The sequence below is a fragment of the Brachybacterium sp. GCM10030252 genome, assembly GCF_042666535.1.
GTDB lineage: Bacteria > Actinomycetota > Actinomycetes > Actinomycetales > Dermabacteraceae > Brachybacterium.
In genome coordinates this window covers 156,978-173,646 of sequence record NZ_JBHTDM010000036.1, presented here as the reverse complement: position 1 = coordinate 173,646, position 16,669 = coordinate 156,978, and the positions used below count along the sequence as shown (strand labels likewise).

General features: G+C 71.0%; 12 protein-coding genes. 2 read left to right on the top strand and 10 right to left on the bottom strand.

The window, feature by feature from the left end; genetic code table 11:
- Positions 1–50 precede the first annotated feature (50 nt).
- The 5 genes from ACFQRJ_RS16950 to ACFQRJ_RS16930 form a co-directional block, all read right to left on the bottom strand.
- The gene (locus ACFQRJ_RS16950; protein ID WP_377020398.1) at positions 51–2,879 is read right to left on the bottom strand and encodes a DNA translocase FtsK 4TM domain-containing protein; all 2,829 of its coding nucleotides are present in this window, start codon (positions 2,877–2,879) and stop codon (positions 51–53) included.
- 381 nt (positions 2,880–3,260) lie between these two features.
- On the bottom strand, positions 3,261–4,955 hold the full coding sequence (locus ACFQRJ_RS16945) for a ribonuclease J (RefSeq protein WP_377020397.1): 1,695 nt from the start codon (positions 4,953–4,955) through the stop codon (positions 3,261–3,263).
- A 15-nt stretch (positions 4,956–4,970) separates the two neighbouring features.
- Positions 4,971–5,891, bottom strand: coding sequence for a 4-hydroxy-tetrahydrodipicolinate synthase (dapA, locus tag ACFQRJ_RS16940; RefSeq protein ID WP_377020396.1), 921 nt, complete (start codon positions 5,889–5,891; stop codon positions 4,971–4,973).
- A gap of 64 nt (positions 5,892–5,955) precedes the next feature.
- Positions 5,956–8,775 carry an asparagine synthase-related protein gene (locus ACFQRJ_RS16935; protein WP_377020395.1) on the bottom strand — a complete coding sequence of 940 codons (2,820 nt, stop codon included), beginning with the start codon at positions 8,773–8,775 and terminating at the stop codon, positions 5,956–5,958.
- Positions 8,776–8,932: 157 nt separating this feature from the next.
- Complete coding sequence (locus tag ACFQRJ_RS16930; protein ID WP_377020394.1) at positions 8,933–9,661, bottom strand: HAD-IA family hydrolase; 729 nt, start codon at positions 9,659–9,661, stop codon at positions 8,933–8,935.
- Between the two features lie 74 nt (positions 9,662–9,735).
- Here ACFQRJ_RS16930 and ACFQRJ_RS16925 point away from each other — a divergent pair, with 74 nt between their 5' ends.
- Together ACFQRJ_RS16925 and ACFQRJ_RS16920 are read left to right on the top strand one after the other, a co-directional pair.
- Positions 9,736–10,485, top strand: coding sequence for an AzlC family ABC transporter permease (locus ACFQRJ_RS16925; protein ID WP_377020393.1), 750 nt, complete (start codon positions 9,736–9,738; stop codon positions 10,483–10,485).
- Positions 10,482–10,796: an AzlD domain-containing protein gene (locus tag ACFQRJ_RS16920; RefSeq protein ID WP_377020392.1), complete on the top strand. Its 315-nt coding sequence runs from the start codon at positions 10,482–10,484 to the stop codon at positions 10,794–10,796. Before ACFQRJ_RS16925 ends, ACFQRJ_RS16920 begins: the two co-directional genes overlap by 4 nt.
- Positions 10,797–10,809: 13 nt before the next feature.
- Here ACFQRJ_RS16920 and ACFQRJ_RS16915 read toward each other — a convergent pair whose 3' ends face one another.
- The 5 genes from ACFQRJ_RS16915 to ACFQRJ_RS16895 form a co-directional block, all read right to left on the bottom strand.
- Positions 10,810–11,214: a hypothetical protein gene (locus ACFQRJ_RS16915; RefSeq protein WP_377020391.1), complete on the bottom strand. Its 405-nt coding sequence runs from the start codon at positions 11,212–11,214 to the stop codon at positions 10,810–10,812.
- A gap of 14 nt (positions 11,215–11,228) precedes the next feature.
- Positions 11,229–11,996, bottom strand: a complete 768-nt coding sequence (dapB, locus tag ACFQRJ_RS16910; protein ID WP_377020390.1) for a 4-hydroxy-tetrahydrodipicolinate reductase — start codon at positions 11,994–11,996, stop codon at positions 11,229–11,231.
- Positions 11,997–12,125: 129 nt separating this feature from the next.
- Entirely contained in the window at positions 12,126–13,463 is a 1,338-nt protein-coding gene (locus tag ACFQRJ_RS16905; protein ID WP_377020389.1) for a M16 family metallopeptidase, read from the bottom strand.
- A 136-nt stretch (positions 13,464–13,599) separates the two neighbouring features.
- Entirely contained in the window at positions 13,600–14,079 is a 480-nt protein-coding gene (locus ACFQRJ_RS16900) for a DUF664 domain-containing protein (protein WP_377020388.1), read from the bottom strand.
- A 137-nt stretch (positions 14,080–14,216) separates the two neighbouring features.
- Entirely contained in the window at positions 14,217–16,475 is a 2,259-nt protein-coding gene (locus tag ACFQRJ_RS16895) for a polyribonucleotide nucleotidyltransferase (protein ID WP_377020387.1), read from the bottom strand.
- Positions 16,476–16,669 lie beyond the last annotated feature (194 nt).

Sequence of the window (16,669 nt, the reverse complement as noted above, 5' to 3'; positions counted from 1 at the left end):
ATCCGGCGGAGCCGGGTGACGCGGCGGGGTGGCGGGCCGGGGCCGCCGGGTCAGCGGCCCGTGAGGCTCCAGGCGTCCTCTCCGTCCCCATCATCCTCGTCGTAGTACTCGGTGGCGGGCTCGGAGCCGTCGTCGGCCAGCGGATCTGCCGCGTATCGGTCCCCGCCGTCGCCGATCCCGGCCGCTGCGGGGGCAGCTGGGTCTCCCTCCGCACCGGGTTCGAGCTCGACTGCCTGGTCGGCAGCGTACGGCTCGTCCGCGGCGGGCTCTGCGGTCTCCTCGCCGCGGATACGGGCCAGAGCCGTCCCCAGCTCGTCGGGATGGACCAGCACATCGCGGGCCTTGGATCCCTCGGAGGGGCCGACGATCTCCCGGGACTCCAGCAAGTCCATCAGGCGGCCTGCCTTCGCGAAGCCCACGCGCAGCTTCCGCTGCAGCATCGAGGTGGAGCCGAACTGCGTGGTGACCACGAGCTCCGCCGCCTGCAGCAGCACATCGAGATCGTCGCCGATGTCGTCGTCGATCTGCTTCTTGGCCGCGACCACCGTGACGTCCTCACGGTAGTTGGGCTTCATCTGGGACTTGACGTGGTCGACGACCTTGTGGATCTCCGACTCGTTGACCCACGCACCCTGGACACGCATCGGCTTGGCCTTGCCCATCGGGTGGAACAGCGCGTCGCCCTGACCGATGAGCTTCTCCGCGCCCACCGAGTCGAGGATGACCCGGGAGTCCTGCAGGGAGGAGGTGGCGAAGGCCAGGCGGCTGGGGACGTTGGCCTTGATGATGCCGGTGACGACGTCGACCGAGGGTCGCTGGGTGGCCAGGATCAGGTGGATGCCGGCCGCACGGGCGAGCTGGGTGATGCGCTGGATCGACGCTTCGACGTCGCGCGGGGCGACCATCATGAGGTCGGCGAGCTCATCGACGACGACCAGCAGGTACGGGTACGGCGCGAGTCGGCGCTCGCTGCCCGGCGGCGGGGTCAGCTCGCCGGCGCGGACGGCCTTGTTGAAATCATCGATGTGCTTGTACCCGAAGGTCGCGAGGTCGTCGTAGCGGGCGTCCATCTCCTTGACCACCCATTCCAGGGCTTCGGCGGCCTTCTTGGGGTTGGTGATGATCGGCGTGATCAGGTGCGGGATGCCCTCGTAGATCGTCAGCTCGACGCGCTTGGGATCGACCAGGACCATGCGCACCTCTTCGGGAGTGGCACGCATGAGGATCGAGGTGATCATCGAGTTGACGAAGCTGGACTTACCGGCACCGGTGGCACCAGCGACCAGCAGGTGCGGCATCTTGGCGAGGTTCGCGACCACGTAGCCGCCCTCGACGTCCTTGCCCACACCCATCACCAGCGGGTGCTCGTTGCGATGGGCGACGGAGCTGCGCAGCACGTCGCCGAGGACGACCGTCTCGCGGTCCGTGTTGGGGATCTCGATGCCGATGGCCTTCTTGCCCGGGATCGGCGAGAGGATGCGCACGTCCGCACTGGCCACGGCATAGGAGATGTTCTTGTCGAGTGCCGTGACCTTCTCGACCTTGGTGCCGGGAGCGAGCTCGATCTCGTACCGGGTCACCGTCGGTCCCCGGGAGAAGCCGGAGACCTCGGCGTTCACGTTGAACTGCTCGAAGACCTCCATGAGCGCGGCCACGACCTGGTCATTGACCTCGGACCGCGTCTTGTGGGGCGGGCCTTCGGTCAGGAAGGAGGACTCGGGCAGGGTGTAGACGACGTCGCCGGCGAGCTCGAGCTGCTCGCCCGCCCGGGGCAGGTCGCCCATCGGCGGCTCGATCAGGTCGGGCTCCGACTTCTCCGGCTTCTGCTGCGTCGCGGCGGGCCGGGAGGCGGCCGCGCTGCGGGCAGGCTTGGTGGCGCCGGCCGCCGCGGCGGCACCCGGGCCGCCGGCGGGCATCGGGGTGGTCGCGTCAGGGGCGCCCTTCGCGTCCTTCCCCGGGAAGGTCTTGGCACGGTGGTTCTCGTCCTCCACCACGTCGAAGACCTCTGTCGAGTCGACCGGGGCCCGGCCACGGCCGGCTCCGCGGCGCTTCTTCTTCGCCGTGGCCGCCGCGGCGTCCTCGGCGGTCACTCCCTGCTCGAACGCCTCGTCCCCGGCGTAACCGAAGCTCTCGTGGTCGCGACCCGCTGCCTCCGCCTCGGCCTTCTCCTTGCGGCTGCGGCGACGCGGACGCCCGGCGGGCTGAGCCTCGGTCGCCTGCTCGTGGGCCTCCGGATCGACTCGGCGCGGGCGCAGGCCGAAGGCGACGCGTTCGGCGTCCTCCTCCTCGCTGCGGCCGACCATCACCTCGTAGACATCGCGCACGCGCGAGGGGATCGACTCGACGGGGGTGGCCGTCAGGACCAGGATCCCGAAGGCGATCACCACGGAGTGGATGACGATGACGGCGACCGGGGGCAGCAGCGCCTCCAGCGGAGCTGCTGCCAGATACCCGAGGACTCCTCCTCCGCGAGCGAGGTTGTCGATCCCGTCCGCCGGAGCCGGCATGCGCGCGGAGACGGAGGCGATCGCCGAGATCGCGGCCAGCAGGAGCGCGATGCCGATCGCGATGCGCGAGTTGGCCCGGACCTGATCCGGGCGGCGGAACATCCGGATCGCCCAGCCGGCCGCCAGCAGCGGGATCACCATGGAGGAGATGCCGAAGGTCCCGGCCACCACTGTGTGCACCGCGCCGAACACAGGACCGCCCAGCTGCCACCACTCGACGACGGCCACCAGGGTCGCGATGAGCATCAGGAACAGGGCGTAGCCGTCGCGCCGCTGCTCGGGGGCGACCTCCCAGCGCGCCACACCGATGGAGCGGATGAAACCGCCGACCATCCGGGCGATCGCCAGATAGCCGGAGCGCACTGCGCGCACCGGCAGAGGAAGCGTCGACGGGTCGTGGGCCGCGGAGCCGGCGGTGCGCGAGCTACCGGCAGCCGAGGTCCGTGACGAGCCTTTCGACGCACGTGCGGGGGAAGACGTACGTGTCGCCATGGCACCAGGGTACCGCCCAGCTCGGCCCCAGCCCGGGAGGCTGGGCCCGCGATCAGGCGCTATCTCACCGCTCGCAAGCTCGCAGCACGTCGATCAGGCTTCACTGAACCTCCTGATCTCCTACCGCTCGCAAGCTCGCAGCACGTCGATCAGGCCCCGCCGAATCTCCTGATCTCCTACCGCTCGCAAGCTCGCAGCACGTCGATCAGGCTGTGCCTAACGTCCTGATCTCCTACCGCTCGCAAGCTCGCAGCACGTCGATCAGGCTTCGATCACGATGGGGATGATCATGGGGCGGCGGCGCAGGCGCTGGGAGACGTAGCGGCCGACGACGCGGCGCATGATCTGCTGCAGCTGGTGGGTGTCACGGCGGTTGGACTGATCGGCCACGGCCTGCTCGAGCGCCTTGACGATCTCGGGACGGATCTTCTGGAAGACCACGTCGTCCTCGGCCACGCCGCGCGCGTGGATCTCGGGGCCGGCGATGAGCGAACCGGTCTCCGAGTTGACCACGGCGAACAGGGAGATGAAGCCCTCGTCCCCGAGGATGCGGCGGTCCTTGAGATCCGCTTCGGAGATCTCGCCGACGCTGGAGCCGTCGACGTACACGTAACCGTTGGGCACCTCACCGACGACCTTCGCGACGCCGTCCTTGAGATCGACGACGTGACCGTCCTTGGCCAGGACCACCCGCTCCGGCGGCACACCGGTGGCTTCCGCGATCTTGCCGTTGGCGATGAGGTGGCGGACCTCGCCGTGGATCGGCATCACGTTCTTCGGGCGCACGATGTTGTAGCAGTACAGCAGCTCGCCGGCACTGGCGTGACCGGAGGTGTGCACCTTCGCGTTGCCCTTGTGGACCACCTCGGCGCCGAGCGCCATGAGGCCGTTGACCACACGGAAGACCGCGTTCTCGTTGCCCGGGATCAGCGAGGAGGCGAGGACCACGACGTCCCCGGGGCCCACGCTGACGCGGTGGTCGCGGTTGGCGATGCGGCCGAGCGCCGCCATCGGCTCGCCCTGGCTGCCGGTGCACATCAGCACGACCTGCTCATCGGGCAGGTTGTCGATGCGCTTGACGTCCACCAGGATGCCCTCGGGCACATCGAGGTACCCCATGTCCGCGGCGATGCCCATGTTGCGCACCATCGAACGGCCGACGAAGGCGACCTTCCGCCCGTGGGCGGCGGCCGCATCGAGCACCTGCTGGACGCGATGGACATGGCTCGAGAAGGAGGCGACCACGATCTTCTGGCGTGCGCGGCCGAACACCGCGTCCAGGGTGGGTCCGATCTCCTTCTCCCCGACGGTGAACCCGGGCACCTCGGCGTTGGTGGAGTCGGTCATGAACAGATCCACGCCGGCCTCGCCGAGGCGTGCGAAGGCGCGCAGGTCGGTGATCCGGCCATCCAGCGGCAGCTGATCCATCTTGAAGTCGCCGGTGTGCAGGACGGTGCCGGCCGGGGTCGAGACATGGACGGCGAGCGCGTCCGGGATCGAGTGGTTCACGGCGACGAACTCGCAGTCGAACGGGCCGAAGCTCTCCTGCTGGCCCTCCTTCACCGCGTAGGTGAAAGGCTTGATGCGGTGCTCCTTGAGCTTCGCCTCGATGAAGGCCAGGGTCAGCTGGCTGCCGATCAGCGGGATGTCGGGCTTCATCCGCAGCAGGTAGGGCACCGCGCCGATGTGGTCCTCGTGGCCGTGGGTCAGCACGATCGCGGCGACGTCGTCCAGGCGATCGCTGATCATGTCGAAGTCCGGCAGGATCAGGTCGACCCCGGGCTGGGCGTCCTCGGGGAAGAGGACCCCGCAGTCGACGATGAGCAGCCTGCCCTCGAACTCGAGCACGGACATGTTGCGGCCGACGTCCCCCAGCCCGCCCAGCGGGGTGACCCGCAGGGTGCCGCGCTTCAGCTTCGGCGGCTGGTTCAGTCGGTGGGAATACGAAGTGGTCATAGAGGCCTCCGAGCCTTATCGCGTGGGGGGTACGCCGTCGGCCGCGTCCAGCGCGGCGGCGAGCGCGCGCAGCTGGTCGGCATCGGCAGGAACATGGGGGCCGCGCATGGCCGCGTGGGGCAGCACGCCCTGCAGGGCGAGAGCGGCCTTGGCGGCGACGGCCCCGGGGATGTGATTCATGATGGCCTCGACCACGGGGGCGAGGCGGTTGTGGGCGTCGCGCGCGGCGACGAGGTCGGACCGGTCCACGGCCTCGACCATCTGCTTCTCGAGGTCACCGGCGACCTGGCCGACGACGGAGACCATGCCCGCGGCGCCGATCGTCAGCCACGGCAGGTTCAGGCCGTCCTCACCGGAGTAGTACGCCAGCCCCGTCTCCGCCATCACCCGGGTGGCCTGGAGCAGGTCCGCCTTGGCGTCCTTGACCGCCAGGATCCGATCGTGCTCGCCCAGGCGCAGCAGCGTCTCGTAGGCGAGCGCGGCCCCCGTGCGACCGGGGATGTCGTACAGCATGACCGGCAGGTCGGTGGCGTCGGCGACCGCGGTGGTGTGCGCGATGATGCCGGCCTGGCTGGGCTTGGAGTAGTACGGGGTCACCACCAGCAGCCCGTCCAGGCCGAGCTCGGCGTGCGCGCGGGCCAGGTCGATCGAATGGGCCGTGTCATAGGTGCCCACCCCGGCGACGACCTTGATCTCGGGGCCGACGGCCGCACGCACGGCGCGGGCGAGCTCGATCTTCTCGACGTCGGTGAGGGTCGGGGCCTCTCCGGTGGTGCCGGAGACCACGATGAGATCGTTGCCGTGCTCGCTGACGTGCGCGGCCAGTGCCTGGGCGGCATCGAGGTCGATCTCGTGGGCGTCCTCGGTGAACGGAGTGACCACAGCGGTCCCCACGGTGCCGAAGGGCCGCAGGGGGCGCGAATCGGGGCTGGTCATGGTCTCCTCCCGGAAAAGTCGTGGTCCCCGGAGCCTAGTCCAGGCCGGGCCGCGGTCTGTGCCCTCACGCGGGGCCGAGATCGACCAGGATCGCCAGCGGAGTGCGCTGGCGGCCCTGGCCGAGGGGGTTGTCGGCGAACGTCGCCTCCAGGCGCTCGTTCGCGGTCGTCACGTCCGACCCCAGCACGTTGCGGCCGATGTCGTTGGCGTCCATCACGACCGTGCCGGTGAAGCTGTCGCGCACGGCCGCCGGGATCTCGGCGCCGCGGATGGCCGCCGAGATCCGCGCGGAGACGGCGTCGGGATCCTTCGGCGGCAGTTTCGCCGAGACGTTCGAGGGGAAGGCGGAGTACGGGGTCGGCCCGTCGATCGCACGGACGTCGGCCCCCACCACGTGGTAGAAGAGCCCGCGCTTGCCGATCAGTTTGCCCGCGGCTCCGGCCGCCGAGGCGGCGACCACCCGGGGAAGTCCGACCTCGCGCACGGCCAGCTCCATGGTGGTGGGATCGCCCAGTCCGATGCCGGCCGGCGTGCGGGTGACGAACCGGCTGAGGACCCTCGCGGCGGGGCGCGGCGTGATCTCCCAGGTGAACCACGAGCGGCCCTGGGCGATGGCGATGATCTTCTCGCTGATCACGAAGTACCACGGTGCGCCGGCAGGGAGAGCATCGGCGGGGAGGGAGGCGGCGAACCGCTCGACGTGCTCGCGGACCCGCGCCTCGATGTCATCGCCGCGGGCGACCAGCTCGGTCTGCAGCGGGAAGCGGCGCCAGATATGGCCGTCGGCCTCCGAGACCAGGTCGAGCTGCTTGCCCGGGTTGGCCGTGTAGTCGCTCTTGGCCTCGGCCGCCTCGTCCGGATCCGCGGTCGGCGCGGTCGTCGTCCGTGCGGCGCGGTCCGCAGCAGGCCCACCAGAGCCGGCCGGGCCACCCGACTCGGCCAGGGTGGAGCTCTCGGGGGCGTCGATGTAGGTGCGCAGCCACAGCTCGAGGTTCAGCAGGCGCCAGAAGACGCCCGTGTCGTGGGTTCCCGGGTTCGCCAGGAAGTCGTCGAACAGGGCCAGCACGCTGGGGGCGTCGACATAGGGCCGATCGGCGAAGCTCTCCGAGGCGAAGATCTCCCGCACGTCCGGGCCGAGGGCGCGGAGCCACTCGTCCTCGGCGGAGGCGAGAACGCCGGCTGCTGCGGCGCCGGCATCGGCATCGTGTCGGCCCCGATGGTCGGTGCTCGCGCCGGGCACGACCCCGTCCATCGTCTCACGCAGGATCCCGCAGCCGCGCCCGCCGGCGAGGAAGGCCGACTCCTCGAGGGAGAACAGGAAGGCCAGCAGCTCCTTGTCGAGGAAGGGCAGGCGCCCCTGGACCCCGGAGCGCCTCGAGAACCTGTCGTGCTCGCGCAGCAGCGCCGGCAGCGAGGTGCGGAACACGTCCTCCAGCAGCCGCTGCTTGAGGTCGTCCTGGACGAGGCTGAGCGTCTCGGCGCTGTGCTCCTCCACGAAACCGGAGTTCAGCAGCGCGTCGACCGGCACCGCGGCGCGTCCGGAGCCCCGCCGCGCGGCCGCGCGCAGGAGGTCACGGGAGGCGGCGAGCTCACGGGCCAGCGGGCCGAGTCTCCTCTGGCGGCGCAGCTGTCGCAGGTACACCCGGTGATGTCGCTCGTCCCCGGCCATCGTCTGGCTCGCTCCGAGGCCGTCCAGCAGCGCCGTGACGTGCTGGCCGGCCTCGCGAAGGACCGCGTACCGCGCATACGGAGCGCTCGAGGCGGCCGGCTCCCCCTGGGCGCGGACCGCCTCGCGGAGGTCCTCGAGGTCGTCCCCGGCGCCCGTGCGCACCTCGTGTGCGGCGATCTGGCCCTGGTAGTCGGCGAGCAGGGAGTCCACGTCGGAGGCATCCTGGTCGACGGCGCCGGTGGGGGTCGCGCGGAGAACGTGCTGGCGGGCACCGACGGCGCTGTATGCCTCGTCGTCGGGCTCCTCGCGCAGGCGGCGCGCGATCACGGCGGCGATCGCCGAGGAGCCCAGGTCGCCGGAGACGGAGGTGCCCACGGTCCCGTCGGAGGGCAGGCGCAGACGGATCGCGCGCTCGAAACGCTCCCGGTACTCGGCGACGGTGTCCTGGTCGACGGGCCGGCCGGGGCGCGCGGCGATCCGGCGCAGCTCCTCCTGCAGGCTCGAGAACTCGGTCACCTCGGCGGACGCTGTGCTGCCCGTGCTGCCCGTGTTGCCCGTGCTGTCCGTGCTGACTCGCAGGACCTGGCCGGGCAGGAGCCGGCGCACACCGTCGAAGAAGGTCCGGGAGTCCTCGTCGTGAACGCCGAACTGCAGGTAGCGGTAGACGGTGCGGTCATCCGGTGCGGCCTCGAACTGCTCCGCGGCCAGCAGGGCGGAGATCTCGGACGCGAAGAGGAGCTGGGGACCTCGCCCGCCGTCGCCCAGCCAGTAGTAGAGGGGTTTGATTCCGACCTGGTCGCGAGCCAGGACGAGCTCGCCGGTCTGCGTGTCGTGGATGGCGAGCGCGAACATGCCGTTGAAGCGGTCGTAGGCGGCGGTGCCCCATTGCGCGTGCGCCGCCAGCACCACCTCGGTGGCCGTGTCGGTGCGGAAGCTGTGGCCGAGCTGCTCGAGCTGCGTGCGCAGCTCCCGGTGATTGTGGACCTCGCCGTCGTGGACGATCGTGTACCGGCCGTCCGATGAGGCCATCGGCTGAGTGCGGTCCGGGCTGCGGTCGTTCGGCTCACTATGCACCAGAGCGGCCTGGTCGGTGACGACGAGGGCCTCGTCCTCCGGGACGGTGCGGGCCCCGTCGTGGGCCAGGGCGCCGGCCATCCGCCGGGCGATGCCCTCGGTGTCGGCGCCGAATCCGTAGCTGCCGGAGATTCCGCACATGGGACGAGTCCTTTCGAGGGGGACGGCACCGGTCATCGGCCCGGCGCTGCAGCAGCCGCTCGGCGCCGCGCCACCGGTGAGGGTCGGGCCGAGATCGGCAAGCCGCCTGAGCTTATCAACGCGGTCCCGGCGCACAGGCCCGACGCGGCGAGGCGTCTCAGCTGCCGCGGCGCGAGAGCACGAGGTCCCCGTCGCTGACGCGGATCTCGAGGTCGTCCAGCGACGTGACCAGGGCGTCCGCGATCGGCGCCAGATCCGCGGCCGGGGTGGTGCTGGTCACCGCGACGGTACGGGCACCGGCGTCGGCGCCGGATCGCAGGCCGCCCACGGAGTCCTCGACGACGATGCACGCGCCGGGTTCCGCCCCGAGACGCTGGGCACCGAGGCGGTAGGGCTCCGGGTCCGGCTTGCCACGGGTGACCTGGTCCGCGGTGACCATGTCCGGTGGGACGGGCAGACCGGTCGTGGCCCAGCGGGCCTCGAACAGGGGCGCGGTGCAGGAGGTCACGATCGTCCAGGTGGCCCGGCCCAGCTGCTCCGCAGCGGCATCGAGCTCGCGCAGCAGCCGCTCGGCGCCCGGCAGGGTGAGGATCGAGCCGACGTCGGCGATCTCGAGCGCCTCGACGCGGGCGTGGGCCTGGTCACGCTGTTCCTCGGTGAGCTCGGGCAGCAGCTCCGCGAGGACCTGGCGGGCCAGCTTGCCGTGCATGTCGTGGCCGAACTCCACGCCGGCGTCGTACTCGCGCAGCAGCGTGTTCCAGGCGCGTTCGACCGCCGGTCCGGAGTCGATCAGGGTGCCGTCCATGTCCAGCAGCAGCGCTCGCGCGCGCAGCGGGAGCTCATCGACAGGAGTGGGCACGTCAGGAGTGTCCGGGGTGGCCGTCATGGCCCTACGTTCTCACATCGCGAGGCGGACGCGAAGGCAGTGTCCTCCCTGGTGACCGTACAGTGTCGACCATCATGACGACCGCTTCCTCCTCGGCCGGCCACAGCGGACCGGAGCTCCCCCTGCGGCTCCGTGCGATACGCCGCACCGGATTCTCGATCGGCCTCGCGACGGGCCTGTACGGCATCTCCTTCGGAGCACTCGCGACGGCCTCGGGGCTGGACGTGTGGCAGGCGATGGTGCTGTCGGCGGTGATGTTCACCGGGGGCAGCCAGTTCGCCTTCGTCGGCGTGATCGGCGGGGGCGGCTCCGCCGCCGGGGCGGCCATCGCCTCGGTGCTGCTGGGGGTGCGCAACACGCTGTACGGGCTGATCCTCGCGCCGTCCTTCGCCCGCGGCGGATGGCGGGGCCTCGCGCGGACGCAGCTGACGATCGACGAGTCGGCTGCCCTGGCCGCCTCCGGCACCACCGACGAGGAGAGGCGCGCCGGCTTCTGGGCCGCCGGTCTCTGCGTCTATGCCTTCTGGAACCTGTTCTCCCTGGTCGGCGCGGTCGCGGGGCAGTATGTCGCGGATCCCGGGGCGTGGGGGCTCGACGCAGCGGCCGCCGGAGCGTTCCTGGCCCTGCTGTGGCCGCGGCTGCGCGGCGGCGATGCCGTGGCGATCGCGGTGGCCGGTGCCGTCGTCGCCCTGCTGGCCACCCCTGTGCTGCCCTCGGGGCTGCCCGTGCTCGCCGCGGCCCTGGTAGCCGTCGTCGCAGGGCTCCTGCCGTCGCGGCGGGGCAGTGCAGAGCGCCCCCACCGTCCCGAGGAGGAACGCCGATGAGCACGCTGTGGATCGCGGTGATCGCCGCCTCGGTCATCTCGTTCGCCCAGAAGTGGCTGGGCTACCAGGCGCCGCCGGACGTGCTGGAGCGTCCCCGGGTCGCCCGCATCACGTCCCTGCTGCCGATCGCACTGCTGGGTGCGCTGGTGGCGACGCAGACGGCGACCAGTGGAACGGAGATCGTCCTGGATGCACGTCTGGCCGGCCTCGGCGTCGCGGTGGTGCTGCTGGTGCTGCGCGCACCGTTCCTCGTGGTCGTGATCGGTGCGGCTGTGGCCGCGGCGGGGCTGCGCGCCCTCGGATGGGCCTGACCCGCCCGGCCCTCTAGCGGCCGCGCTGCTCCTCGATCGCGCGCCGGGTCGCCATGCGGGCGCCCTTGCGGTCACGCAGCGCGTCATAGGCGAGGGCCAGGCGGAACCAGGCGCTCCAGTCGTGCTCGGCGCCGTCCTGGATCGCGGCCCGGGCGGACTCGAACTCCGCCCGCGGGTCGTCGGGGATCGCTCCGGGCGGCGGTGCGTAGCGTTCGGCGAGGCGCCCGGAGGCGAGGCCGAACAGCACCTCGCGCCACGTCACCCACACGCTGAGGCCGAGCAGGATCGCGATGCCGAGGGCCAGCCCATAGCCGAGGGCGCTGCCAGCGCGGGCGAAGCCGACGGCTATCCACCCCAGTCCGTAGCAGTACGCCGCGGTGATGAGGACCAGGACGGCGACGAAGAGTTGCTGACGCATGGAGGTCCGCGTGCTCAGCCGAGCTCGAGGTAGCCGTCGAGCCCCACGGTGAGTCCGGGGTGCGCGGCGACCTCGCGGATGCCCAGCAGCACGCCGGGCATGAAGCTGGCGCGGTCGAAGGAGTCGTGGCGGAGCTGGAACTGCTCCCCCGGCCCCCCGAACTGGACGACCTCGTGGGCGACCAGTCCGCGCTGACGGACCGCGTGGACGTGGATGCCGTCGACGACGGCCCCGCGGGCGCCCTGCGGATCCTTCTCGGTCGCGTCCGGGACCGGGCCGAGGCCGGCGGCCGCCCGGCCGCGGGCGATCGCCGCGGCGGTGTGCGTGGCGGTCCCGGAGGGGGCGTCGAGCTTGTTCGGATGGTGCATCTCGATGATCTCGGCGCTGTCGTAGTAGCGGGCAGCGACCTCCGCGAAGCGCATGGCCAGCACGGCACCGATCGCGAAGTTCGGCGCGATCAGGACGCCCACCCCGTCGGCCCCCTCGAGCTGCGTGCGCACTGCGGCCAGGGAGTCCTCGGTCCAGCCGGTGGCGCCGACGACGGCGTGGACCCCGTGCTCGATCAGCCAGCGGACGTTGTCGCCGGTCGCGGCCGGCACGGTGAGATCCACCGCGACCTGCGCCCCGGCCTCGGTGATCGCGGAGAGGTCGTCGTCGCGACCGATACGGGCGACGAGTTCGAGGTCCGGTGCCTCGTCGATCGCACGGCATGCCTCGGTGCCCATGCGCCCTCCGGCGCCGAGCACGGCCACGGGCACGGCGGTCTGGTCTGTCTGGGTCATGGCGTGCTCCTCGATCGTCGGCGGATGGCGGATAGATGATAGTGAGCTGGTCGGGCGATCGGAGTGCGGTGGCCGAGCTGGACGGCACCGGAGGACGGCCCGGAATGCTCGGCTCCCGGCTCGCCGGGGTCAGCTCTCGGGGCCGACCTCGACCCGGGTGCTGAAGGACGTGGACAGGCGGGCGGCGAGATCGCGCACCGCGGCGGCATCGACGCGGCCGATCTTCTCCAGCGTCTCGTCCACGCTCGAGTAGGTGCCGTGGACGAGCTCGATGGTGCCCAGGCGGCCCATGCGGCTGCTGGTGTCCTCCAGCCCCAGCGCGAAGGAGCCGGTGATCTGACCGCGAGCGCGGGCGAGCTCGTCCTCGTCGACGCCCTGCTCCCCCATCCGTGCCAGCTCGGCGCCGAGGAGCTCGACCACCTCGGTGGTCCGGCCCGGACGGCAGGCCGCGTAGAGGCCGAACAGCCCGGCATCGCGGTATCCGGAGCTGAAGGAGTACACCGAGTAGGCCAGTCCGCGCTGCTCTCGGATGTTCTGGAACAGGCGGGAGGACATGCCACCGCCGAGGATCGACATCAGCACCGACATGGCGTGGCGCTCCTCGCTGACCGCCGTGATCCCCTGCCCGCCGAGGTAGATGTGGTTCTGCTCGGCGGGCCGCAGCAATCGGTGCGGATCGATGCCGGCGACGTTCGCGACCACGCCGCCGCCGGACTCGCCTCCGGCGGCGTCGGTTCGCAGCCGTCGCGCGGGCAGGGCGCCGGGCTCGAGTCTCCATCCACCGCGGCGCAGGCCCGCCTGCACCAGCTCGGCGAGCTCGTCGTGGTCGATGTCGCCGACGGCCGTGACCACCAGGTTGCCGGGCCGGTAGTGCTCGGCCCAGTGGGCGCGGACGTCCTCGATGCTCAGCGCGTTCACGCTCTCGGCGGTGCCGCCGACGGGACGGCCGATCGCCGTGTCGGGCCCGAGGACGTCGGCGAGGAAGGTCTCGTAGCCGATGTCGGTCGGGTCGTCCTCTGCCATGGCGAGCTCTTCGAGGATCACCTCGCGCTCGGTGGCCAGGGCCTCCTCCTCGAGGCGGCTGGCGGTGATCATGTCGGTCAGGACGTCGACCGCCCTGGGAACGTCCGCTGAGCGCACACGCCCGAAGTACAGGGTGTGCTCCTTCGCCGTGATGGCGTTGGAGTCGCCGCCGACCTCATCGAACGCCGTGGCGATGTCCATCGCGCTGCGGCGGTGGGTGCCCTTGAACATCAGGTGCTCGAGCACGTGGGTGGAGCCGGCATGCTGCGGCAGCTCGTCGCGGGAGCCGACCGGCAGCCAGAGCCCGATGGTCGCGCTGCGCACGCTGGGATCGGTCTGGGTCAGCAGCCGCACGCCGCCGGGCAGGATGCTGCGGCGCACGCCGGTGGCGGCATCGAGCATCACATCGGACGCGGGGTCGTCGAAGGCGAGGTCGGAAGGCATCGATTGATTCTCCCACGGGCCGGAACACCCCGGGGGAACCGCTCCGAGGCGCCGGGAATCGGGGGGTGCACGGCGGCACCGGAGAGACGGCGCTTCCTCGACTCCGTCGGCGAGGGCGGGAGCAGAGATGAGGAGTTCAGGGCACGACGATGTGCTGTCGGCCATCGATGAGCTCACGGACGATGTCCAGATGGCCCGCGTGCACGGCGGTCTCCTCGAGCATGCGCAGGAGGATGCCGCGGCCGTCGGCCATGATCGGCCCGTCGAACACACTCGCGGGCGGTCGCCAGCGCGGCGGCTCGGCGAGGTCGACGCGCGCGAGGACCTCGTCGGAGCGCTCGATCTCCTCGCGGTACCGGGAGATGGCGTCCCGCCCGGAGGCCGGGCCGTCTCTCCATCCGTCGCACAGTCCCTCGATCGCTCGGGGCTGGGCATCGAGCACCGCGGAGATCCAGAACCTCTCGTCGTCGAAGGTCAGGTGGCCGAGCAGCTGCGTGATCGACCATCCCGAGGGCACATGGACCTCGGCCATCCGCGCATCGTCGAGACCGTCGACGGCCGCCAGCACATGGCCTCGCTGCTCGGTCAGCAGCGCGATCAGATCAGGATCGTGCATGGATGCTCCTCAGCGTCGTGCCGTCGCGCGTCCATCACATCAGGTCCCACCCGAACGTGGAAGCCCTGGAACGACGGACGGGCGGCACCCCCGCAGGGATGCCGCCCGTCCGTCGTTGCCGGATCACCCGGCGAGGATCACTCCTGGCCGGCGTCCTCGGCCGGCTTCTCGTCGGCCTGCTCGTCCTCGATCACGCCGAGGGAGATCTTGCCGCGGGCGTCGATCTCGCGGATCTCCACCTCGATCTTCTGACCGACCTTGGCGACGTCCTCGACGTTCTCGACCCGCTTGCCGTCGTTCAGCTTGCGCAGCTGGGTGACGTGGAGCAGGCCGTCCTTGCCCGGGGTGAGGGAGACGAACGCGCCGAAGTCGACCACACGCACCACGGTGCCGAGGTAGCGCTCGCCGACCTCCGGGACCATCGGGTTGGCGATGGCGTTGATCGCGGAGCGGGCGGCCTCGGCCGAGGGGCCGTCGGTCGCACCGATGTACACGGTGCCGTCGTCCTCGATCGTGATGTCCGCGCCGGTGTCGTCCTGGATCTGGTTGATCATCTGACCCTTGGGGCCGATGACCGCACCGATCTTGTCGACGGGCACGGTGACCGCGAGCACGCGCGGGGCGTGCGGGCTCATCTCGTCGGGCGTATCGATCGCCTCGTTCAGCACGCCCAGGATGGCCAGGCGGGCCTCACGGGCCTGCGACAGCGCGCCGCCCAGCACCGAGGCGGGGATGCCGTCGAGCTTGGTGTCCAGCTGGATCGCCGTGACGAACTCTGAGGTGCCGGCGACCTTGAAGTCCATGTCGCCGAAGGCGTCCTCGGCGCCGAGGATGTCGGTCAGCGCCGCGTAGCGGGTCTCACCGTCGACGGTGTCCGAGATCAGGCCCATCGCGATGCCCGCGACCGGTGCCCGCAGCGGCACGCCGGCGTTCATCAGCGACAGGGTGGAGGCGCAGACGGAACCCATCGACGTGGAGCCGTTGGAGCCGAGGGCCTCGGAGACCTGACGGATCGCGTAGGGGAACTCCTCGCGGCCGGGCAGGACCGGGACCAGGGCGCGCTCGGCGAGCATGCCGTGGCCGATCTCGCGACGCTTCGGGGAGCCCACGCGACCGGTCTCGCCGGTGGAGTACGGCGGGAAGTTGTAGTGGTGGACGTAGCGCTTGCGGGTCACCGGCGACAGCGAGTCGATCTGCTGTTCCATCTTGAGCATGTTCAGCGTGGTCACACCCAGGATCTGGGTCTCGCCGCGCTGGAACAGAGCCGAGCCGTGCACACGCGGGATGACCTCGACCTCGGCCGACAGCGCGCGGATGTCACGCAGACCGCGACCGTCGATGCGGACGCCGTCGGTGAGGACCTTCTTGCGCACGACCTGCTTGGTCAGGGCGCGGAAGGCTCCGCTGACCTCCTTCTCGCGGCCCTCGAGCTGCTTGCCCTCACCGGCGAGCTCGTCGGTGACCTCGGCCAGCAGCTGCTCGGTGCGCTCCTCGCGCTCGCTCTTGCCGGAGATCGACATGACCTCGGCGAGACGATCGGTGGCGGCTCCGGCGACGATCTCGTAGGCATCGTCCTGGTAGTCCAGGAACAGCGGGAACTCGCGCACCGGCTTGGCGGCGGTGGCGGCCAGCTCCTGCTGGGCCACGCACAGGCTGCGGATGAAGACCTTGGCGGCCTCGAGGCCTTCGGCGACGACCTCCTCGGTGGGGGTGATCGCGCCCTGCTCCTTGATCAGCGTCCAGGAGTTGTCGGTGGCCTCGGCCTCGACCATCATGATCGCCACGTCGGACTCATCGCCCTCGCCGGTGATGCGGCCGGCGACGACCATGGAGAACACGGCCTCCTCGAGCTGGGAGAACGTGGGGAAGGCGACCCACTGGCCGCCGCCCTGGGCGGTCGGGATCAGGGCGATGCGCACCGCACCGATCGGGCCCGAGAAGGGCAGACCGGAGATCTGGGTGGAGGCGGAGGCACCGTTGATGCCGACGACGTCGTACGCGTCGTCAGGTCCGTTGGCCATGACGGTCAGGACGACCTGGACCTCGTTGCGCAGACCCTTGACGAAGGCGGGGCGCAGCGGACGGTCGGTCAGGCGCGCGGCGAGGATCGCGTCGGTGCTGGGACGGCCCTCACGGCGGAAGAAGGAGCCGGGGATGCGGCCCGCGGCGTACATCCGCTCCTCGACGTCGATGGTGAGGGGGAAGAAGTCGAACTGGTCCTTGGGACGGTTCGAGACGGCGGTGGCCGACATGATCATCGTGTCGTCGTCGAGGTAGACGGCGACGGCGCCGGCGGCCTGCTGGGCGAGACGACCGGTCTCGAAGCGGACCTCGCGGCGGCCGAACGAGCCGTTGTCGATGACCGCGGTGGTCGCGGTGATTTCAGGGCCTTCCATGGCCATGTGAATCTCCTTGGGTAGGGGGTTCGCCCTGCCGGCGCGGTCATCGCCAGTCACTCGCGGTCCCGGCGGGACCCGGTGATCTGCCGGGGCCTGCGTACCGCACGTCACTGCCGAGGACCGAACCTGGTCGGGGCGGGTATCTGTTATCTGGTTCTTCGGTGGCCCACCGGGGTGGGCACATGAAACCG